This window comes from Acetobacter sp. AN02 (assembly GCF_029759835.1).
Taxonomy (GTDB): domain Bacteria; phylum Pseudomonadota; class Alphaproteobacteria; order Acetobacterales; family Acetobacteraceae; genus Acetobacter.
This window is the reverse complement of record NZ_JAJJND010000015.1, coordinates 1-16966: the sequence shown is the minus strand read 5'-3', so window position 1 is coordinate 16966 and position 16966 is coordinate 1. Positions and strand designations below refer to the sequence as shown.

The 16966-nt window shown below is 59.9% G+C and carries 14 protein-coding genes and 1 tRNA gene; 7 read left to right on the top strand and 8 right to left on the bottom strand.

Annotated features, from left to right (window positions below; genetic code table 11):
- The first annotated feature begins 43 nt into the window (after positions 1 to 43).
- Positions 44 to 541 carry a septal ring lytic transglycosylase RlpA family protein gene (locus tag LOC54_RS03130; RefSeq protein WP_279312370.1) on the top strand — a complete coding sequence of 166 codons (498 nt, stop codon included), beginning with the start codon at positions 44 to 46 and terminating at the stop codon, positions 539 to 541.
- Between the two features lie 6 nt (positions 542 to 547).
- Here the strand turns inward: LOC54_RS03130 and LOC54_RS03125 are convergent, their stop codons facing one another.
- On the bottom strand, positions 548 to 1534 hold the full coding sequence (locus tag LOC54_RS03125; RefSeq protein WP_279312369.1) for a YihY/virulence factor BrkB family protein: 987 nt from the start codon (positions 1532 to 1534) through the stop codon (positions 548 to 550).
- A gap of 319 nt (positions 1535 to 1853) precedes the next feature.
- Between LOC54_RS03125 and LOC54_RS03120 the strand changes: the two genes are divergently transcribed.
- From LOC54_RS03120 to LOC54_RS03110, 3 genes are all read left to right on the top strand, one after another.
- Positions 1854 to 2987 carry a type III PLP-dependent enzyme gene (locus LOC54_RS03120; RefSeq protein WP_279312391.1) on the top strand — a complete coding sequence of 378 codons (1134 nt, stop codon included), beginning with the start codon at positions 1854 to 1856 and terminating at the stop codon, positions 2985 to 2987.
- A 74-nt stretch (positions 2988 to 3061) separates the two neighbouring features.
- On the top strand, positions 3062 to 3610 hold the full coding sequence (gene moaB, locus LOC54_RS03115; protein ID WP_279312368.1) for a molybdenum cofactor biosynthesis protein B: 549 nt from the start codon (positions 3062 to 3064) through the stop codon (positions 3608 to 3610).
- The gene (locus LOC54_RS03110) at positions 3603 to 4181 is read left to right on the top strand and encodes a DJ-1/PfpI family protein (protein WP_279312367.1); all 579 of its coding nucleotides are present in this window, start codon (positions 3603 to 3605) and stop codon (positions 4179 to 4181) included. The genes moaB and LOC54_RS03110 overlap by 8 nt, the downstream gene beginning before the upstream one ends.
- Here the strand turns inward: LOC54_RS03110 and LOC54_RS03105 are convergent, their stop codons facing one another.
- The gene (locus LOC54_RS03105) at positions 4182 to 5060 is read right to left on the bottom strand and encodes an N-acetylmuramoyl-L-alanine amidase (RefSeq protein WP_279312366.1); all 879 of its coding nucleotides are present in this window, start codon (positions 5058 to 5060) and stop codon (positions 4182 to 4184) included.
- A gap of 485 nt (positions 5061 to 5545) precedes the next feature.
- On the opposite strand from LOC54_RS03105, the gene LOC54_RS03100 reads away from it, so the two are divergent.
- Positions 5546 to 8065: a ribonuclease E/G gene (locus LOC54_RS03100; RefSeq protein WP_347709384.1), complete on the top strand. Its 2520-nt coding sequence runs from the start codon at positions 5546 to 5548 to the stop codon at positions 8063 to 8065.
- A 123-nt stretch (positions 8066 to 8188) separates the two neighbouring features.
- The gene (gene uvrB, locus LOC54_RS03095; RefSeq protein ID WP_408740282.1) at positions 8189 to 10327 is read left to right on the top strand and encodes an excinuclease ABC subunit UvrB; all 2139 of its coding nucleotides are present in this window, start codon (positions 8189 to 8191) and stop codon (positions 10325 to 10327) included.
- A gap of 12 nt (positions 10328 to 10339) precedes the next feature.
- On the opposite strand, the gene LOC54_RS03090 is transcribed toward uvrB, so the two are convergent.
- From LOC54_RS03090 to LOC54_RS03065, 6 genes are all read right to left on the bottom strand, one after another.
- Positions 10340 to 10498 (bottom strand): hypothetical protein, encoded by a 159-nt coding sequence (locus LOC54_RS03090; protein ID WP_279312362.1) that lies wholly within the window; start codon positions 10496 to 10498, stop codon positions 10340 to 10342.
- A gap of 154 nt (positions 10499 to 10652) precedes the next feature.
- Positions 10653 to 11393: an ATP12 family chaperone protein gene (locus tag LOC54_RS03085; protein ID WP_279312361.1), complete on the bottom strand. Its 741-nt coding sequence runs from the start codon at positions 11391 to 11393 to the stop codon at positions 10653 to 10655.
- Positions 11394 to 11419: 26 nt separating this feature from the next.
- Positions 11420 to 13567 carry an AsmA family protein gene (locus tag LOC54_RS03080; RefSeq protein WP_279312360.1) on the bottom strand — a complete coding sequence of 716 codons (2148 nt, stop codon included), beginning with the start codon at positions 13565 to 13567 and terminating at the stop codon, positions 11420 to 11422.
- A gap of 18 nt (positions 13568 to 13585) precedes the next feature.
- Positions 13586 to 14566 (bottom strand): RluA family pseudouridine synthase, encoded by a 981-nt coding sequence (locus LOC54_RS03075; RefSeq protein WP_279312359.1) that lies wholly within the window; start codon positions 14564 to 14566, stop codon positions 13586 to 13588.
- Positions 14563 to 15912 carry a replication-associated recombination protein A gene (locus tag LOC54_RS03070; RefSeq protein ID WP_279312358.1) on the bottom strand — a complete coding sequence of 450 codons (1350 nt, stop codon included), beginning with the start codon at positions 15910 to 15912 and terminating at the stop codon, positions 14563 to 14565. Before LOC54_RS03070 ends, LOC54_RS03075 begins: the two co-directional genes overlap by 4 nt.
- A gap of 4 nt (positions 15913 to 15916) precedes the next feature.
- On the bottom strand, positions 15917 to 16099 hold the full coding sequence (locus LOC54_RS03065; RefSeq protein WP_279312357.1) for a hypothetical protein: 183 nt from the start codon (positions 16097 to 16099) through the stop codon (positions 15917 to 15919).
- Positions 16100 to 16244: 145 nt separating this feature from the next.
- Between LOC54_RS03065 and LOC54_RS03060 the strand changes: the two genes are divergently transcribed.
- Positions 16245 to 16319, top strand: a tRNA-Val gene (locus tag LOC54_RS03060).
- The last annotated feature ends 647 nt before the right edge of the window (positions 16320 to 16966 follow it).

Genomic DNA, 16966 nt, shown 5'->3' with positions numbered 1-16966 from the left:
TTTGATATAACCCGCCTGCCCCTAACCGGAGAAGGAAGTCAGGGTGAAGCGTGTTCGCAAAACCGGAATGATGCTGTTTGTGGCAGGAGCTTCCTTCATGGGAAGGCCGCACCACGCCGCTGCGTCCCAGATGACGTCAGCCGACTCCGCAGCGCGCACGTCATGGAGCGCGTCCGTCCGCTCAGCCATGGCCCGCAGGGCGAAAAACCCGGAAGACGATGCCGCATCCGTTCAGGAAAAAGGCGTCGCCAGCTGGTACAGAGGCCGGCCGATGCGCCGCCAGCGCAAATCGGCAGCACCCGAACTGACCGCCGCGCACCCCAGCGCACCGATGGGATCTCATCTGAAGGTCACATCCGAAAAAACCGGCCGCAGCGTCGTCGTGACAGTCAATGACCGCGGACCGTTCATCGGAGGCCGGGTCATAGACCTTTCAAAGGCCGCCGCCCAGAAAATCGGACTGGTGGGGCAGGGCGTAGGTAACGTCACGATAGAACCGGTCGAGGTCGCAGCCGCACCGGAAGAAAAAAAGAAGAACTGATCCCCGTCAGTCTTCCAGGTGATGGGGCAGCCGCAGTTTGCGTGCAATACCGCGCGCCTGCGCCTCCATCTCCGCATTGAACTCAGCCCCGAGCAGAACAACGACGGCGCTGACAAAAAACCACATCATCAGTGCAATAATGGCGCTCAGAGGGCCATAGGTGGAGCCGTACTGCGCGACATTCGTCACATAGAACGAAAACGCGGCAGACAGGATGATCCACAGAAACGCCGCCCCCACAGCCCCGGGAATAACCCAGCGCCACAGCACCTCCTTACGGGACGGTCCGTATTTATAAAGAATGCAGTTCGCAAAAATCAGAAAAAGCAGCATGACGCCCAGGCCGCCCAGCCGGACAGCCAGCTCAACCGAACCCGGAGGAGGGCTGATCATCATCAGATACGGCAGAAAATGGATCATCACCGGAAGAGCAACAACCAGCGCCAGACTGAGGGAAGCCCCGCCGATCGCCGCAAGCGTAAGACTGAGCGCCATCAGCTGAAAAACAAAAAAACTCCTCTCCTCCTTGCGGTCATAGGCAAAGTTCAGCGCGGCAAGGATAGCCTTCGTGGATGCGGAGGCAGACCATAAAGCCACAGAAACCGTAACCAGAAGGCCGAAAGTCAGAGAAGAATGAGGCTCTGAGACAAGAATATTGATCCGGCTCTGTATGATGGAAAAAGCCGAGTCAGGAACAAATCGCCGGATCGTATTGAGCTGCTCCGCAACATCCTGAACATTAAAAACCAGGCCATAGACGGAAATAAGCGCGCTGATCGCCGGAAAAAGAGACAGCGTTGTATAAAACGCGCAGCCTGCCGCCACCAGCATGATGGGGCCGGACACGGCAGCCACAATCGTACTCCGGCCGATCGCAAACCAGTCCCTCAGCGTGAAGGAAAGAGGGGAAAGCGCACGCGACGCAGGGGTTGAGGCAGGGCCTCCCGCATCGGAATCGTCTGAAGCGGGCGACAACGCCTGTCCGTCCGTCATATTAGGCTGTCCCTTTACATGGTTGTGACCGGCTGCCCCGACAGAGAGCGACAGAAATCAGGCGTTTTCTAGACCGGAAACCTGAAGTCAGACCAGTTTTTTCAGAAGAACACGATTTTTCCGTTGCATTCGTGGCGAAGAAGTCTCATTGTCCACGCCACACGCAGCAACGCACGTGCCACTGGCCCTTTGAGGTTACGCAACGACGTCAAGCGTTCTGGCAATCGGGCGCCCGCAAGGAGCCCTCCTGGTCGCTGGTCCGTTAGACCGTTTCGCAACATTTACTCCGGACGGAGTAAGTTCAGCAAGGGTGAGTGAAATGACGCCCAAAGTCCATCGTTTTCTCGAAGAGCAGAATCCTCCCACGCCATGCCTCGTCGTAGACGTGGACGAGGTCGAGGCCCGCTACGCCGCCCTTCAGGCCGCGCTGCCGGTCGCAAAAATCTATTATGCAGTCAAGGCAAATCCCGCAGCTCCCATTCTGGAGCGGCTGGTCAGCCTCGGTGCCTGCTTCGATGCGGCCTCCTGGGAGGAAATCCGCCTCTGCCTGAGCGCGGGCGCATCTCCGGAGCAGATTTCCTTCGGAAACACAGTCAAAAAAGTCTCCGCCATCGCCAGCGCATGGGATGCGGGCATCCGCCTGTTCGCCTTCGACAGCAGGGAAGAACTGGAGAAACTGGCCGAACACGCGCCGGGATCGAAAGTATACTGCCGCCTGCTCGTTGATAATTACGGCGCGGAATGGCCGCTTTCCCGCAAATTCGGCACAACCGTCGAAAGCGCGGAAGAACTGCTTGCAGACGCGGAAGCCCTCGGCCTCGTTCCGTTCGGTGCCTCCTTCCACGTCGGAAGCCAGCAGACATCCTCATCCGCCTACGAGACAGCCATAGAGCGCGTCGCAGGGCTGGTGCACCGTCTGCGCGACCGCGGCGTCGATCTCCGGATGATCAATCTCGGGGGTGGTTTCCCGATCCGCTATCGCGACGACGTGCCGGAAATCGATCATTTCGGCGGGGCAATCTCCGGCGCGCTGGTGCGCCATTTCGGAAACGCCATCCCGGAAATCCTGATTGAGCCCGGACGTTTCATCGTCGGCGCCGCCGGAATGGTCTCCACCGAAGTCGTGCTGGTCAGCAGACGCGGCCGCCAGGACGGACCCCGCTGGGTCTATCTGGATATCGGCCGCTTCGGCGGTCTGGCGGAAACGGAAGGCGAGTCCATCCGCTATCCGGTCAGCGCCCGCGGAGCACTCTCGCCGCTGATGGATCAGGTCTTTCTCGCAGGACCAACCTGCGACGGCGCAGATATCATGTACGAGAAAAGCTACTACGAACTGCCGCGCGACCTCAAAAGCGGAGACCGCGTGGAAATCGCAGGAACGGGAGCCTACGTCTCAACCTACTGCTCAACCAGCTTCAACGGCTTCGAGCCGCTGGAGGAATACTACATCTGATGTCGTTCATTGACACGTCAGGAGGGCGGAGTAGGGTTATACCCTGTTTCACCTGACCTGACTGTGTTGCCTGAATGCCTCTGGATGAATCGCTTCCCTTCCTGCCGGTACGTATCGCTGTCCTGACCGTATCAGACAGCCGTACACTCGTCGATGACAGATCAGGAGACGCCCTCGCCGGGCGTATCGAAGCCGCAGGACACATCCTGGCAGATCGCCGCATCGTGCCAGATGACCGGGATCAGATCGCCGCTATCCTGAAAGCCTGGATCAGCGATCCCCAGGTGGACGTCGTGATCAGCTCCGGCGGAACCGGCGTGACGGGACGTGACGTCACACCCGAAGCCTTCCGGCAGGTCATCGAAAAGGACATAGAAGGCTTCGGAGAACTCTTCCGGATGCTGTCCTACGCAAAAATAGGCACCTCAACCATACAGTCGCGGGCCCTCGCCGGAGTGGCCGGCGGGACCTATCTCTTCGCACTTCCCGGCTCAACCGGCGCAGTCAGGGACGGCTGGGACGATATTCTGAAATTCCAGCTCGACAGCAGACACCGTCCCTGCAACTTCGTCGAACTGATGCCGCGCCTGCGTGAGCATATCCAGGGAGATCATCATGGCTGACGATATTCGTCTTCTGATTCTTGGCGGAGACTACGTCGAGGATTACGAAATCATGGTGCCGTTTCAGGCGCTTTCGATGCTGGGCTATAAAGTGGATGTCGTCTGTCCGGACAAGAAACCGGGCGATAAAATCGTGACGGCTATTCATGATTTTGAAGGCGCGCAGACCTACAGCGAAAAGCGCGGGCATAATTTCGAGATCAATGCGGATTTCGCGAAAATCAATACAGACGACTATATCGGTCTGATCATCCCCGGCGGCCGCATGCCCGAATATATGCGGATGAATCAGAAAGCCATCGATCTTGTAAAGTCTTTTTCAGACCGTCCGATCGCCTGTATCTGTCACGGTGCCCAGATCCTCGCTGCAGCCGGAATGCTGAAGGGGCGAAAAGTCTCATGCTATCCGGCATGCCAACCGGAAGTGGAACTCGCCGGCGGAACATACGCCGATATCGGCATGACCGAAGCCGTCACCGACGACCTCCTGGTCACGGCCCCGGTCTGGACCGCACACCCCGCCTGGCTGTCCCAGTTCGCAGCCGTGCTCGGCGCGCGTATCTCCCTGTAATCAGCCCTGTAGCCCGGAAGGCCGGGTTGCGAAATACCGGTCAATCGCATCGCACATCGCCGTGGCGATGCGTGTCCGGTGCGCGCTCTGCCTCAGGGCCGTCTCGTCAGCGGGATTGGACATAAAGCCCATTTCCACAAGAACGGACGGAATATCAGCGGCCTTCAGAACAACAAAAGCCGCATGGCGCGAAGGATTGCTCAGAAGCGCTATACGCGACCGGAATGAACCGACAACAGCCTGGGCCATATGCGCAGACCCGCTCCTTGTCTCCTCACTGACAAGGCTGGCAAGAATTTTCTGCACCTCAGGCGAGGTGGCATGAACATGCGAACCACCGAACGTATCAGCATTGTTCTCGGTCGTGGCCAGAGCCGCAGACTGGGAATCTGAAGCCCGGGAACTCAGCGTATAAACACTGGCTCCCCGCACGTTGTGATCATGCAGGGCATCCGCATGCATGGAAATAAACAGAGCCGCCCCGTGCTTCTGCGCAAATTCAACACGCCCCTCAAGGGGGATGAAATGATCCTCTGAACGCGTCAGAGCCACACGATACCTGCCGGTTCCCATAATATGCCGCCGCAGCTCAGCAGCCGTCGCAACGGAAATATGCTTCTCATACGTCCCGGCATAGCCAATAGCCCCCGGATCCTTCCCGCCATGACCGGGATCAAGAACAATCAGAGGAGCAGGCGGCTGCGCACCGCGATGAACCGCCGGTGAGGACACGGCAGGTGAAAACAGGGAATGCCCGGAGGACGCAGAGGATTTCACACGCGCAAGGGCAGGGGACGCCACACAGCCGCTCGCGGCAGTCAGGGAAAGAAAACGCCGGCGATAAAGACGAAGCAGAGACGGATCTGTCGGGGAAGTCATGAAAAACCTTTCCGTCATGCAGTGTTTCTGCTTCTCGGGAGCCTGTCGGAATGTCCTGAATAAACCGTTATTCTGAGGCAGAACTGTGGCGCAGGGCGGAAAAACGCAGAGGCGGAGTTGCACTGCCCTGAAATTTCAGTCATCGTCGCCTGACGCGGAAGTGTAACGTCTGCCCCGGGCAGGCTGTATCCTCCGCACCTGGCCGCGCCCTGCAGCTGCAGGCAGGCCGGGAAGGATTTTATTACTGACTGTCGGGTGAATGGACAGAGTTCGCGGAAGAATAAAGCTGAGAGAGGAAAGGCCGTGCACTGCACATGCAGCGCGCCGTCGCGTCTCCTTCGCGTATCGTCTCCCGGAAATGAACCCGCGCCCTGGCAACGACGGTCCGTCTCATTTGCTCTCCGTATCTCCATATCGCGCGCGGCCCGATGCCGGATCCCGTCGTCAGCGTTTCCAGGCGGAAGCATTCCGGAGTTCTTCTTTTAATGACCAGGCGTATGTTAATCGATGCGACGCACGCGGAGGAAACGCGTGTCGTCGTCACGGACGGAAACAGGCTTGACGACTACGACGTCGAATCCTCAAGCAAAAAACAGCTTAAAGGTAATATCTATCTCGCCAAGGTTATCCGCATAGAGCCAAGCCTCCAGGCCGCCTTCGTCGAATACGGCGGCAACCGGCACGGCTTCCTGGCATTCAGCGAAATTCACCCGGACTACTTCCAGATTCCGGTGGCCGACCGCGAGAAACTCCTCGCGCTGCAGGAAGAGGAACTGGCCGCAGCCTCAGCCGACAACGATGGTGAGGACATCGTCGCGGAATCGGAAGAGGACGTGCAGGACACGGACTCCGCAGAGACCGCCTCCGCAGAGGCAGAGATGCCCGCGCCCGACTATGTCGGCGGAGAGACCGACACGGGCGACGAAGCCCTCATCCAGAAAAAAATGGCCCGCTTCCTGCGGAGCTACAAGATCCAGGAAGTCATCCGCAGACGCCAGGTCCTGCTGATCCAGGTCGTCAAGGAAGAACGCGGGAACAAGGGCGCCGCCCTGACAACCTACGTCTCCCTCGCCGGACGCTACTGCGTGCTGATGCCCAACGCCCTTCGCGGCGGTGGCGTATCGCGGAAAATCACATCCGCCAGTGACAGACGCCGCCTGAAAGACATCATCGCCGAACTCCAGCTTCCGCGTGGCATGGCCATGATCGTCCGCACGGCAGGCGCACAGAGACCGCGCCCGGAAGTCATGCGGGACTGCGAATATCTCCTCCATCTGTGGGACGATATCCGCGAACTCACCATGAAATCGATGGCCCCGGCGCTCATCTACGAAGAAGCCAGCCTGATCAAGCGCGCAATCCGCGATGTCTACACCCGCGACATCGAGGAAATCGTCGTGGACGGAGAGACCGCCTGGAAAGCCGCGCGTGACTTCATGCGTATGCTCATGCCGCAGAACGTGCAGAAAGTGCATATGTGGCGCAAGGAGCACCAGCCGCTGTTCGCGCATTACCAGGTGGAAGGGCAGCTCGATGCAATGCTCTCCCCCACGGTGCAGCTCCGCTCCGGCGGCTATCTGGTCATCAACCAGACGGAAGCCCTCGTCTCGATCGACGTGAACTCCGGCCGGTCCACACGGGAACGCAATATCGAGGAAACGGCGGTCAAGACAAACCTTGAAGCCGCCGATGAAGTCGCCCGCCAGCTCCGCCTGCGCGACCTCGCAGGGCTGATCGTAATCGATTTCATCGACATGGAATCCCGCCGCCACAACGGTCAGGTCGAACGGCGTCTGAAAGAAGCCCTCAGACACGACCGCGCCCGCATCCAGGTCGGCGGCATCTCCCATTTCGGCCTGCTGGAAATGTCACGCCAGCGTCTGCGGCCGTCCGTCGCGGAATCCGCCTTCATCACCTGCCCGCACTGCCAGGGCACGGGGATCATACGCGGGATCGAAAGCTCGGCCCTGCACGTGCTCCGCGCGGTCGAGGAAGAAGGTGCACGTCGCCGCAGCGCGGAAATCATCGTCCATGTGGCAGGAGAGATCGCGCTCTACATCCTGAACCACAAACGCTCCTGGCTCGCGGAACTCGAATCCCGCCACGACATGACGGTGCAGTTCGCAGCCGATTCAAGCCTGCCGATCCCGACCATCCGGGTGGAGCGGGTCCGTGCACAGACACAGGCCAGACAGAACGCTCCGGAACAGGAAATACGCGATATCCCGATCCGGCACACATCCCCCGCAGACGACATGCCCGCCGGAGACCCCGCCGAGGAGAGCGAGGAAACAGCCGCTCCGCTTTCCGCAGAAGAGGAAAACGGCGGAGAGGAAACCGGCCGCCGCCGTCGCCGCCGCCGTCGCCGCCGGAACGGTCAGCGCGGTCAGGAAGATCAGCAGAACGAGACCGGCAGCGATCTCCTTCCCGAGGAAGGAGAGGCCGATGCTCCCGAGCCGATTGTGGCAGAAACAACCCGGACCGGAACGCAGGAAAACCTCATGCCCGGTCGCAGCCGCACGAGAATGGCCCGCAAAGGCCGCACGGTGCAGCCCGCTGAGGCCCCGCGTCAGGACTGGCGCGGCCCGACACCGGCAGATCCGTTCGGAGGCGGATATACGGACATCTTCGATCTGATGGACGATACCGATCAGGAGCAGGAGGCGGTTGAATATATCGCTCCGGCTCCGGAAGAAGACGAGCCGGAAGAAAACGCAGCGGCCGAAGCCACCCATGCAGAAGCGAAAGAAGTTCCGGCTGCAGAGGAAAAACCCCGCGGCCGACGCGGTTCCCGCTACCTCCGCGGAGGACGGCGTGGTCGTAAACCAGCTGCCGAAAGCGATGTGACCGGAGACGTGGATGTCATCGTCGCGGAAGAGGCAGCTCCTGCTCCCGCCGTGGCAGAGAAACCGGCAGAGCGCCCCTCCGTCGTCGTCCAGCCTGTCGTCATCGATGATGCGGAACCTTCAGAGAAGCCACGCCGCGGCTGGTGGAACCGGAAGTAAAATCCGGTCTCCGCAACAATCCGGGCCTCTGATCCTGTCGGGTCAGAGGCCCGTTTTTTTTCACGGACCGCACTGCCAGGGATTTTCTTGCGCTCTCACGCCCGCAGGACCATCTTCAGCAGTATGAAATCGCCCGCGAAGAAAAAGCCCGCACATATGAACACGCCCCGCCCGGTTCTGTTCGAACCGGAGCGCCCGGCCGCGAAGGAAAAACGCTTCCGCATGGAAGTCGTCTCCGAATACAAACCGGCAGGGGACCAGCCGCAGGCCATTCGCGAACTGACAGACGGCCTTGAGAAGGGCGAGCGCGACCAGGTGCTGCTCGGCGTCACCGGCTCAGGAAAAACCTTCACAATGGCAAAGGTGATCGAGGCAACACAGAAACCAGCACTGATTCTCGCGCCGAACAAAACCCTGGCCGCACAGCTCTACGGGGAAATGAAACAGTTCTTCCCGAATAATGCCGTGGAATACTTCGTCAGCTACTATGACTACTACCAGCCCGAAGCCTACGTACCGCGCTCGGACACCTATATCGAAAAAGACAGCCAGATCAACGAACAGATCGACCGGATGCGCCATGCAGCCACACAGGCCCTGCTGGAACGCAACGACGTGATCATTGTCTCCTCCGTCTCATGCATCTATGGTATCGGCTCGGTCGAAACCTATTCCCGCATGGTCGTCAGACTGGAAACCGGCGCAGAGGCAGAACGGGAAAAACTGATCCGCGCCCTGGTGGAACTGCAATACAGACGCAACGATCTCGCCTTCACCCGCGGCACGTTCCGCGTCCGCGGCGACACGATCGACGTGTTCCCCGTCCAGAACGAAGACCGCGCCTGGCGCATCGACCTGTTCGGCGATGAGGTGGACAGCATCATCGAATTCGATCCCCTGACCGGAGAAAAAACCGGCGATCTCCAGGAAGTCAGCATCTACGCCAACAGCCATTACGTCACGCCACGCCCGACACTGAACCAGGCCATCTCGCAGATCAAACAGGAACTCAGACAGCAGCTCGCCATCTTCACGGAAGAAGGCAAACTGCTGGAAGCCGAACGGATCCAGCAGAGAACGACCTTCGATCTTGAAATGATGGAAACAACCGGCGTCTGCAAGGGAATCGAAAACTACTCCCGCTATCTCTCAGGCCGCAATCCGGGAGAACCCCCGCCGACCCTGTTCGAATATCTCCCGGAAGACGCACTGCTTATCGTGGATGAAAGCCACGTCACGGTCCCGCAGATCGGCGGCATGGAACGCGGAGACTTCGCACGCAAATCCGTCCTCGCGGAATACGGATTCCGCCTCCCGTCCTGCCTCGATAACCGCCCGCTGACATTCGAGGAATGGGACAGCTTCCGCCCGCAGAGCCTGTTCGTCAGCGCCACACCAGGCCCCTGGGAACTGGAAAGAACAGGAGGCGTGGTCAGCGAACAGGTCATCCGCCCGACCGGACTGATCGACCCCGTCACCGATATCCGCCCGGTAGAACGCCAGGTGGACGATCTTCTGGCGGAATGCTGCGAAACGGTAAAAAAAGGCGGTCGGATTCTGGTCACGGTCCTGACCAAGAAAATGGCCGAAGACCTCACGGAATATATGAACGAGGCCGGCGTGCGCGTGCGATACATGCACTCGGACATCGATACGCTGGAACGCATAGAAATCATCAGAGACCTCCGCCTGGGCGCGTTCGACGTCCTCGTCGGAATCAATCTTCTGAGGGAAGGTCTGGATATTCCCGAATGTTCCCTGGTCGCCATTCTCGACGCGGACAAGGAAGGCTTCCTGCGCTCACGCACCTCCCTGGTGCAGACCATCGGTCGCGCCGCCCGTAACGTGGACGGCCGCGTCATCCTCTACGCCGACAAAATGACGGACAGCCTCCGCTACGCCATAGAGGAAACCGCAAGACGGCGGGAAAAACAGTCGCAATGGAACGAGGAACACGGAATCACGCCAAAAAGCGTCCGTAAACATATCGGCGATATCATCGGCTCGGTCTTCGAACAGGATTACGTCACCGTCAGCCCGTCTCAGGCCTCGGAAACGGAGGAATTCGTCGGCCGCAGCCTTGATGAGACCATTGCAGGTCTCGAAAAACAGATGCACGCCGCAGCCGCAGACCTGGAATTCGAAAAAGCAGCCCGCCTGCGTGATGAGGTCAGACGGCTGGAGGAACAGCGACTGGGTCTGAATCCTTCCGAAACCAGACCGCAGCAGGAAAAGAAAAACACCCGCAGAAGGCGCGCCTGAACGACGCGCCGCTCAGCGGCCCAGTTCCAGGATGACAACCACCACCGGAACAATGGCCAGAAGCACCCAGGACCCCATGGCACACAGGGCAACGCCACGGGCAACCCTGCGACGGAGACGCCGGGAAAAAGACCGCGGGGCGGTGGCAGAAAGATCGGTCTGCTGCATCATTGTCTTCGCCTTCACAAACCAGAGGAACTGACGGTTGCAGGGTCAGCAGACGGGCAGACTAAGGCAAAACAGTGGCTGAGATGTGAAGGACAGTCACGGATCGATACAGCGACGCGTCAATCGTACCGGATGATAAAATAAGTAACCCGGATTTTCAGACAGCCCTGTTATCAGCAGCCAGAGTTACAAACCGGACCACCTCGTCCAGCTCCGCCTGCAGAGTCGCAAGCCGGTCCGTAATCGCGTGATCCTCACCCCAGCGCGCCATCTGGAACCGCTCATCAAGCATCGCGGCATAAGCAGCTTCCCGCGCATCCAGATGCCCGCCTGCAAGCACCAGCCCGAGCACGAAGCTGCCACAGGCCGGAACCGCAACCCCAAGCCCGGCAAGCTGCGCGTCAGACAGACCCGAAAGAACCCGCGCAAGCCGCGCCAGAGCCGCAGCATCCTGCTCCACAGGCAGAATGCCGTGCGTAACCTTCAGGCGCGCCCCGTAAAGCCGCTCCGCAAGATCAAGAATCGGCCCCCACAGACGCTCCTGCTCCTCACACAGCTCATGCGGATGATCCGCCCGGTAACACAGCAGATCCGATGACGCATAAGCCAGCAGCGCAGACTCCATCTCCTGCCGCTGCGGCGCAATACGCTCGATCATCGTTCCCGCAATCCGCGTCAGCCCGAACTCCTCCGGCCTCAGACGCCCCTTCGGATCATCCCGCCCGGCCGCATCCCACTCCGCACAGATGGCCTCGGCCAGAGACCGGGAAGGCACACGCAGAACCGCCCCGCCAGGCAGCCGGACCGGCCGCTCGTCAAGCTGCACGGACCACTGCCCGTCAGAGACGGCAACATCAGCCCGCTTCCAGAAACGCTGACCGGCTGCAGAAAAAACCATGGAAAACAGTCCCTCTCAGGCCGGACTCAGCCAGGATCAAGCAGACCCAGCTTGCGGAATATGTTCTGAAGTTTATTCCCGCGCGGCGTATAAACGGTCTGAGGCCCGGGCCCCGCAACACCCTCACGCGCATCGGACAGAATGGCAGGACAGGGATCACCCTCATCGGACGCCTTGCCGATCGTCAGCGTGAACACCTTGTCCGGACCGCTCTCGGGCGTAACCGCAAGACTGCCCGGAACCCCGCGCACGGAGATACGGGAGGAGACAAGAGCAGATCCCGCGCCGACATGAGCCTGAAAGTGAAAGTCAGAAGCCTTGTCAGGAATGTTGAAAGACCCGCTCCCGATCAGCGCCGCCCGGACACTGTCCAGACCGAGATGATCAAAATCCATACGCCCGTCAGCAAGAGTGAAATGCGCCCCAAGGCAGCGCAGCGGCAGCGTCCCCTTCAGATGCAGCTTCTGCGTCAGAATATCCGGCAGATGCACCCCGCTGAACTCGCCGCTGACCATGGAAAGGCCCGCATGACCCGTCAGATCACGCAGGGAGGCCGCGCCGGGAAAGGAAGGAAGATCAATCGTCCCGGTCAGCATCAGCTGACCACTGACCAGAGGAGGCTGGGAAAGAGCGCGGAGAATGACATCCGCAGGCAGCAGCAGCGGAGAGGCACTCAGACGGGCAGGGCGCAGAATAAAAGGAGAGAACGACGCAACATCCCCCTCAATCGCAACCGACTGCGGAACATCTGGGCCGGCCGCCCGGACCGGACTGGCAGACATATATCCGTCAGCAAAAGTAATATGCGCGGAAACACTGTTCCACGTCGCCTTGTCATAATGAATCGCCGGACTGTGCAGATCAAACGTCCCGCGCGCCGTCCGGAACCAGTTCCCCTTCACGAAAGGAAGGGTCAGCTCAGCCTGACCGGCAAGCTCCGGCTTCTCCGCAGTAACATGACCATCAGGCGTCTGAAACCGGCTGACAGATCCGTCAAATTTCGCAGAAAGAGCATGGCCGTTCCAGTTCCCCTTCGCATGAAGCTCCTGCTCGCTGCTCATCAGGGACAGATCGAACGGAAAATCAACGGAAGACGCCCCGTGCGTCAGAAAAATCTGCGGCGACCCGGTACTCCCGCTCAGCGTCAGGGGAATTCCGGAAACCGCCCCCTGCGCCTTGAGAATCACAGGTGAATCCGGCGCGCTCATCTCGATCTCGGACGACAGCACGGAACTGCGCGGAAGAACGCTCGCCGTATGAATCTGTCCGGTCGAAAAACGGAACGACCTGATCTTCAGATTTTTCGGATCACCGTCAAACGCAGCGGAAAGACTCAGCTCCTTCGCACCGACAGGCAGCGCCATTTTCGGAAACAGCGTGCTCAGAATATCCGTGCTGTCGAGATTCATCTCGATACTGACGGCAAAAGGAGCAAAATTGCCCGAAATATGCCCGTTCCCGGCCGTCCTGCCCTGCTGCCGGAAATTCACATGCAGATCAAAAGGCGCGGAATCAGACGCTCTGTGCAGGAAATAGGCCAGAGGAATCGTGCCATCCCCGTCAGCCACACCCTCTCCGCTGTGCACACGGAACATCAGATCGGAAGACGAAGACCCCGAACTCGCGGAGGAAGACAGACTCTCCACCAGAGCCCTGCCCGTCAGATGCAGCTTCTCATCATTCCACGAGACCGTAACACGGGAAATCCTGATATTGCGAATATCCGCCCCGGAGGACCGCGCAGCCGGAGCACCACTCTGCCCGCCACCGGACGCCGCCGCCTGCGGCTGCACCAGCCAGTTGCCACGCCCGTCAGCATAACGGTGCAGCGCCAGCGTACCGCCGGACACCGACAGATCGGAAATATCGGACTTCCGGCTGAAAATCGCACTCAGGGAAGGCCGTATCCGCACCTCATCCGCATGAAACAGGTCCGGACCACCCTGCCCGGGAAGATTGCCCACAGACACATCCCGCAGCTGAACCCAGGGAACAGGCAGAATCCAGAGCCGGACATCGCCGATCCTCACGGAATGTCCCGTCTGACGCTCCGCCTGAGCAATGATCCGCGTGCGAAGCCACGACTGATCCGACTGCGATACGCCAAACGTCAGGGCACCGCCACCGACAACAAGAACCCCGAGGGTAATCCCGGCTTTGGTACGGAACTTCATCGACATAATCTCCGCAGATCAGGAGCGGCGGGGAGGGGGCACGGACCCGGCCGTAAAACCGAGCGCCCTGAACGTCTCTTTCATATGCGGCGGAATTTCGGCATGCGCCTCCATCCAGCCCCCCGCCGGATGCGGAAACTGCAGACGCCGCGCATGCAGGTGCAGACGGTCGGGAAAACCGTCAATATGCACCGCATCACCGCCATATTTCGGATCGCCCAGGATCGGCGTCCCCAGAACCTCACAATGCACGCGAAGCTGATGCGTCCGACCCGTCAGAGGAGACAGCTCCAGCCAGGAAAATTTCCGGGCCGCGGAATCAACGGTCCTGTAATCGGATTTCGCAGACTGGGCATCCTCATCACCACGGGACGCCGGAACAACCAGAGCATTCGGACCCGCACCAAGCCGGGCCAGAGGCTGATCGATCTCACCCTCCATCGGATCAGGACGCCCGACAACAACCGCCCAGTAATCCTTCTTCACATCCCGCCCGCGAAACCGCTCCGCCAGCTTCGCCGCCACACCCGGAGATCGCGCCACCAGCAGAAGCCCCGACGTGTCACGGTCAATACGATGCACAAGACGCGGGCGCGGCTCATCCCCCTCCCGCAATCCGTCCAGCATCATATCAACATGCTTGCGGATGCCCGGCCCGCCCTGAGTGGGAAGACCGGACGGCTTGTTCAGAATGATGATCTGCTCATCACTCCAGATCACCATCTGACGGATTTCCCGGACCAGACGCTCATCCAGCTCCTGCCGCACCTCACGGACCGGCCTGTCAGCAGACGGAGCCGGAACCGGCGGAATCCGCACAACCTGCCCCGGAACAAGACGCGTGTTCGCCTCACAGCGCTTCCCGTCCACGCGGATCTGCCCGGTCCGGCACATCTTCTGCAAAGCCCCCTGCGTCAGATGCGGATAGTGCCGCCGGAAAAACCGGTCGAGACGGATGTTCTCCTCATCCGCCGTAACGGTCAGGGTCGACACACTCATGATGCAGGCTCCTCCCCGGATGCGCGTCGCGCACGCTTCTCAGCCCAGACAGACAGCCTGCGCCGGATCTCATGCTCAAACCCGCGGCCCGCAGGGTTATAGAATTGCGGGCGCCTCATGCCGTCGGGGAAATAATTCTGTCCGGAAAAGGCGTCCTCGGTGTCGTGGTCATAGGCATATCCCGCCCCGTAGCCAATCTCTTTCATCAGCTTCGTCGGAGCATTCAGGATATGAGTCGGCGGCATCAGGCTGCCGGTGGACTTTGCCGCCACCCGCGCCGCCTTGTAAGCCGCATAAACCGCATTGGATTTCGGCGCGGTCGCAAGATGAACGACAAGCTGCGCCAGAGCCAGCTCCCCCTCAGGAGACCCCAGCCGCTCATAAGTCTCCCACGCAGACACGGCAAGCGTCAGTGCAGAAGGGTCCGCCATCCCCACATCCTCAGCCGCAAACCGCGTCAGACGCCGCGCGATATAACGCGGATCCTCACCGCCCTCCAGCATCCGCGCAAACCAGTACAGAGCAGCATCGGGATCAGACCCGCGAAGGGATTTATGCAGCGCGGAAATCAGATTGTAATGCTCTTCACGATCCTTGTCATAAAGAACGGCCCGCTTCGCCAGAAGCGAGGCCAGCCTCTGCGGGTCCAGCGGCTCCCCGCTGCGAAGTGCGAGAAGCTGCTCCGTCATGTTCAGAAGATACCGGCCATCCCCGTCCGCCATTGCCCGCAGCGTCATCCGCCCCTCCGGCGTCAGAGGCAGAGCCCGCCCGGACAGAGCCTCAGCCCGCACAAGCAGAGCCTCCAGAGCCTCATCATCCAGACGCCGCAGAACCAGAACCTGACAGCGGGACAGCAGGGCGGAGTTGAGGGAAAAGGACGGATTCTCCGTCGTGGCCCCCACAAGAACAATGGTCCCGTCCTCGGCAACCGGCAGGAAACTGTCCTGCTGCGTGCGGTTGAACCGGTGAATCTCATCCACAAACAGCAGCGTTCCGCCGCCCTTACGCGCAAGGCTCCGCGCCTCGTCAAACGCACGCTTGAGATCGGCAACACCGGAAAACACGGCAGAAAGCTGAACAAACCGCAACCCGGCCGCACCGGCCAGAAGCCGGGCAATCGTGGTCTTGCCGCAGCCCGGCCCGCCCCAGAGAATAAGACTGGCCAGAGAGCCGCGCTCCAGCATCGCCGTCAGAGCACCATCCGGACCAAGAAGATGCGGCTGCCCGACAACATCCCCCAGCCCGGCAGGCCTCAGCCGGTCAGCCAGAGGCTGGGATGCGGAAGGCGGAGCGGCAGGCCGGTCCGGAACAGACCCGCCGAACAGATCGTCATCAGGTGAAGGCATCAGATCAGAAAGGCCAGTTCCCGGCAAAGGAGGCCGCATGAACACAGGCCGCCGCCAGCACGGAGACGAAAAGAACCGCCAGTATCATCTGCAGCACGTCCTTAAGAACCGTGCGGTCAATCCGGTCCGGATCGGCAGCCGTATTATCCACGGGCGCCGGGGTCGCATTCTGCACTGAATCTGTCATTCCCGCCTCCGGCGCTCCGCTCAATCCGGCCCACCATACAACACAAACCCGCCCGGAGCTAAATCAGAAGCTCCGTCCGGCGCTGAATATGGCAAAACCCCCTTGCACCTGTCCTGCCCGGGATGTATGAGTCGCCCCGGAACATGGGTGCGTAGCTCAGCGGTAGAGCATCGCCTTCACACGGCGGGGGTCACAGGTTCAATCCCTGTCGCACCCACCATGTTTTCCGATTAAATATCAGTGTCATAGCCGGTTCCGGCCTGAATATCCTCAGTCCACGCGCGATATGCCTGAGAGCAGTTATTCGGCGCACGCAAATCCGCGCCGCTGACTCCGGCGTCTGTCCTCATAAATGAGAACATCACAGGCACGATTCCGACACACGTATATGGCCGGATTGAAAAGCTGATTGAGGCGTCATGCGGACGGGGCCTGCCGGAAACCCCGCAATAACGCCCCGTCCATCCGGACGTGCTCAGGTGGGCAGAATATCACCTGATCACCGCATGACACACGGATAGTGCGCCGGCCACGCGAGATGATCAACCCGCAAAAGTTCCGCTATCCCGAAATTTCAAAACATTCAACTCTTCTCCATCTGTTGCAAACGGGTAGCTCAGATTTTGCGCCTGCAGGGTGAGCCTCGTCACAGCAGGGATCAGGACGATTATGATGAGATATCTCCGTGGGCAATCAAAAAAGCTTGGGCTCAACTTCCAATATCCCTGTTTCGCAAAACGGAGGTGACAAGATGCTAATTTAGACATAATTAAGATGAATATGATTTTTTATTACGTCGTGTCGTCAGTTAAGCAGTATGATGATTGAAGCGAACTGCACTGCTGCGAGGAAAGTAGATTTGAGTTT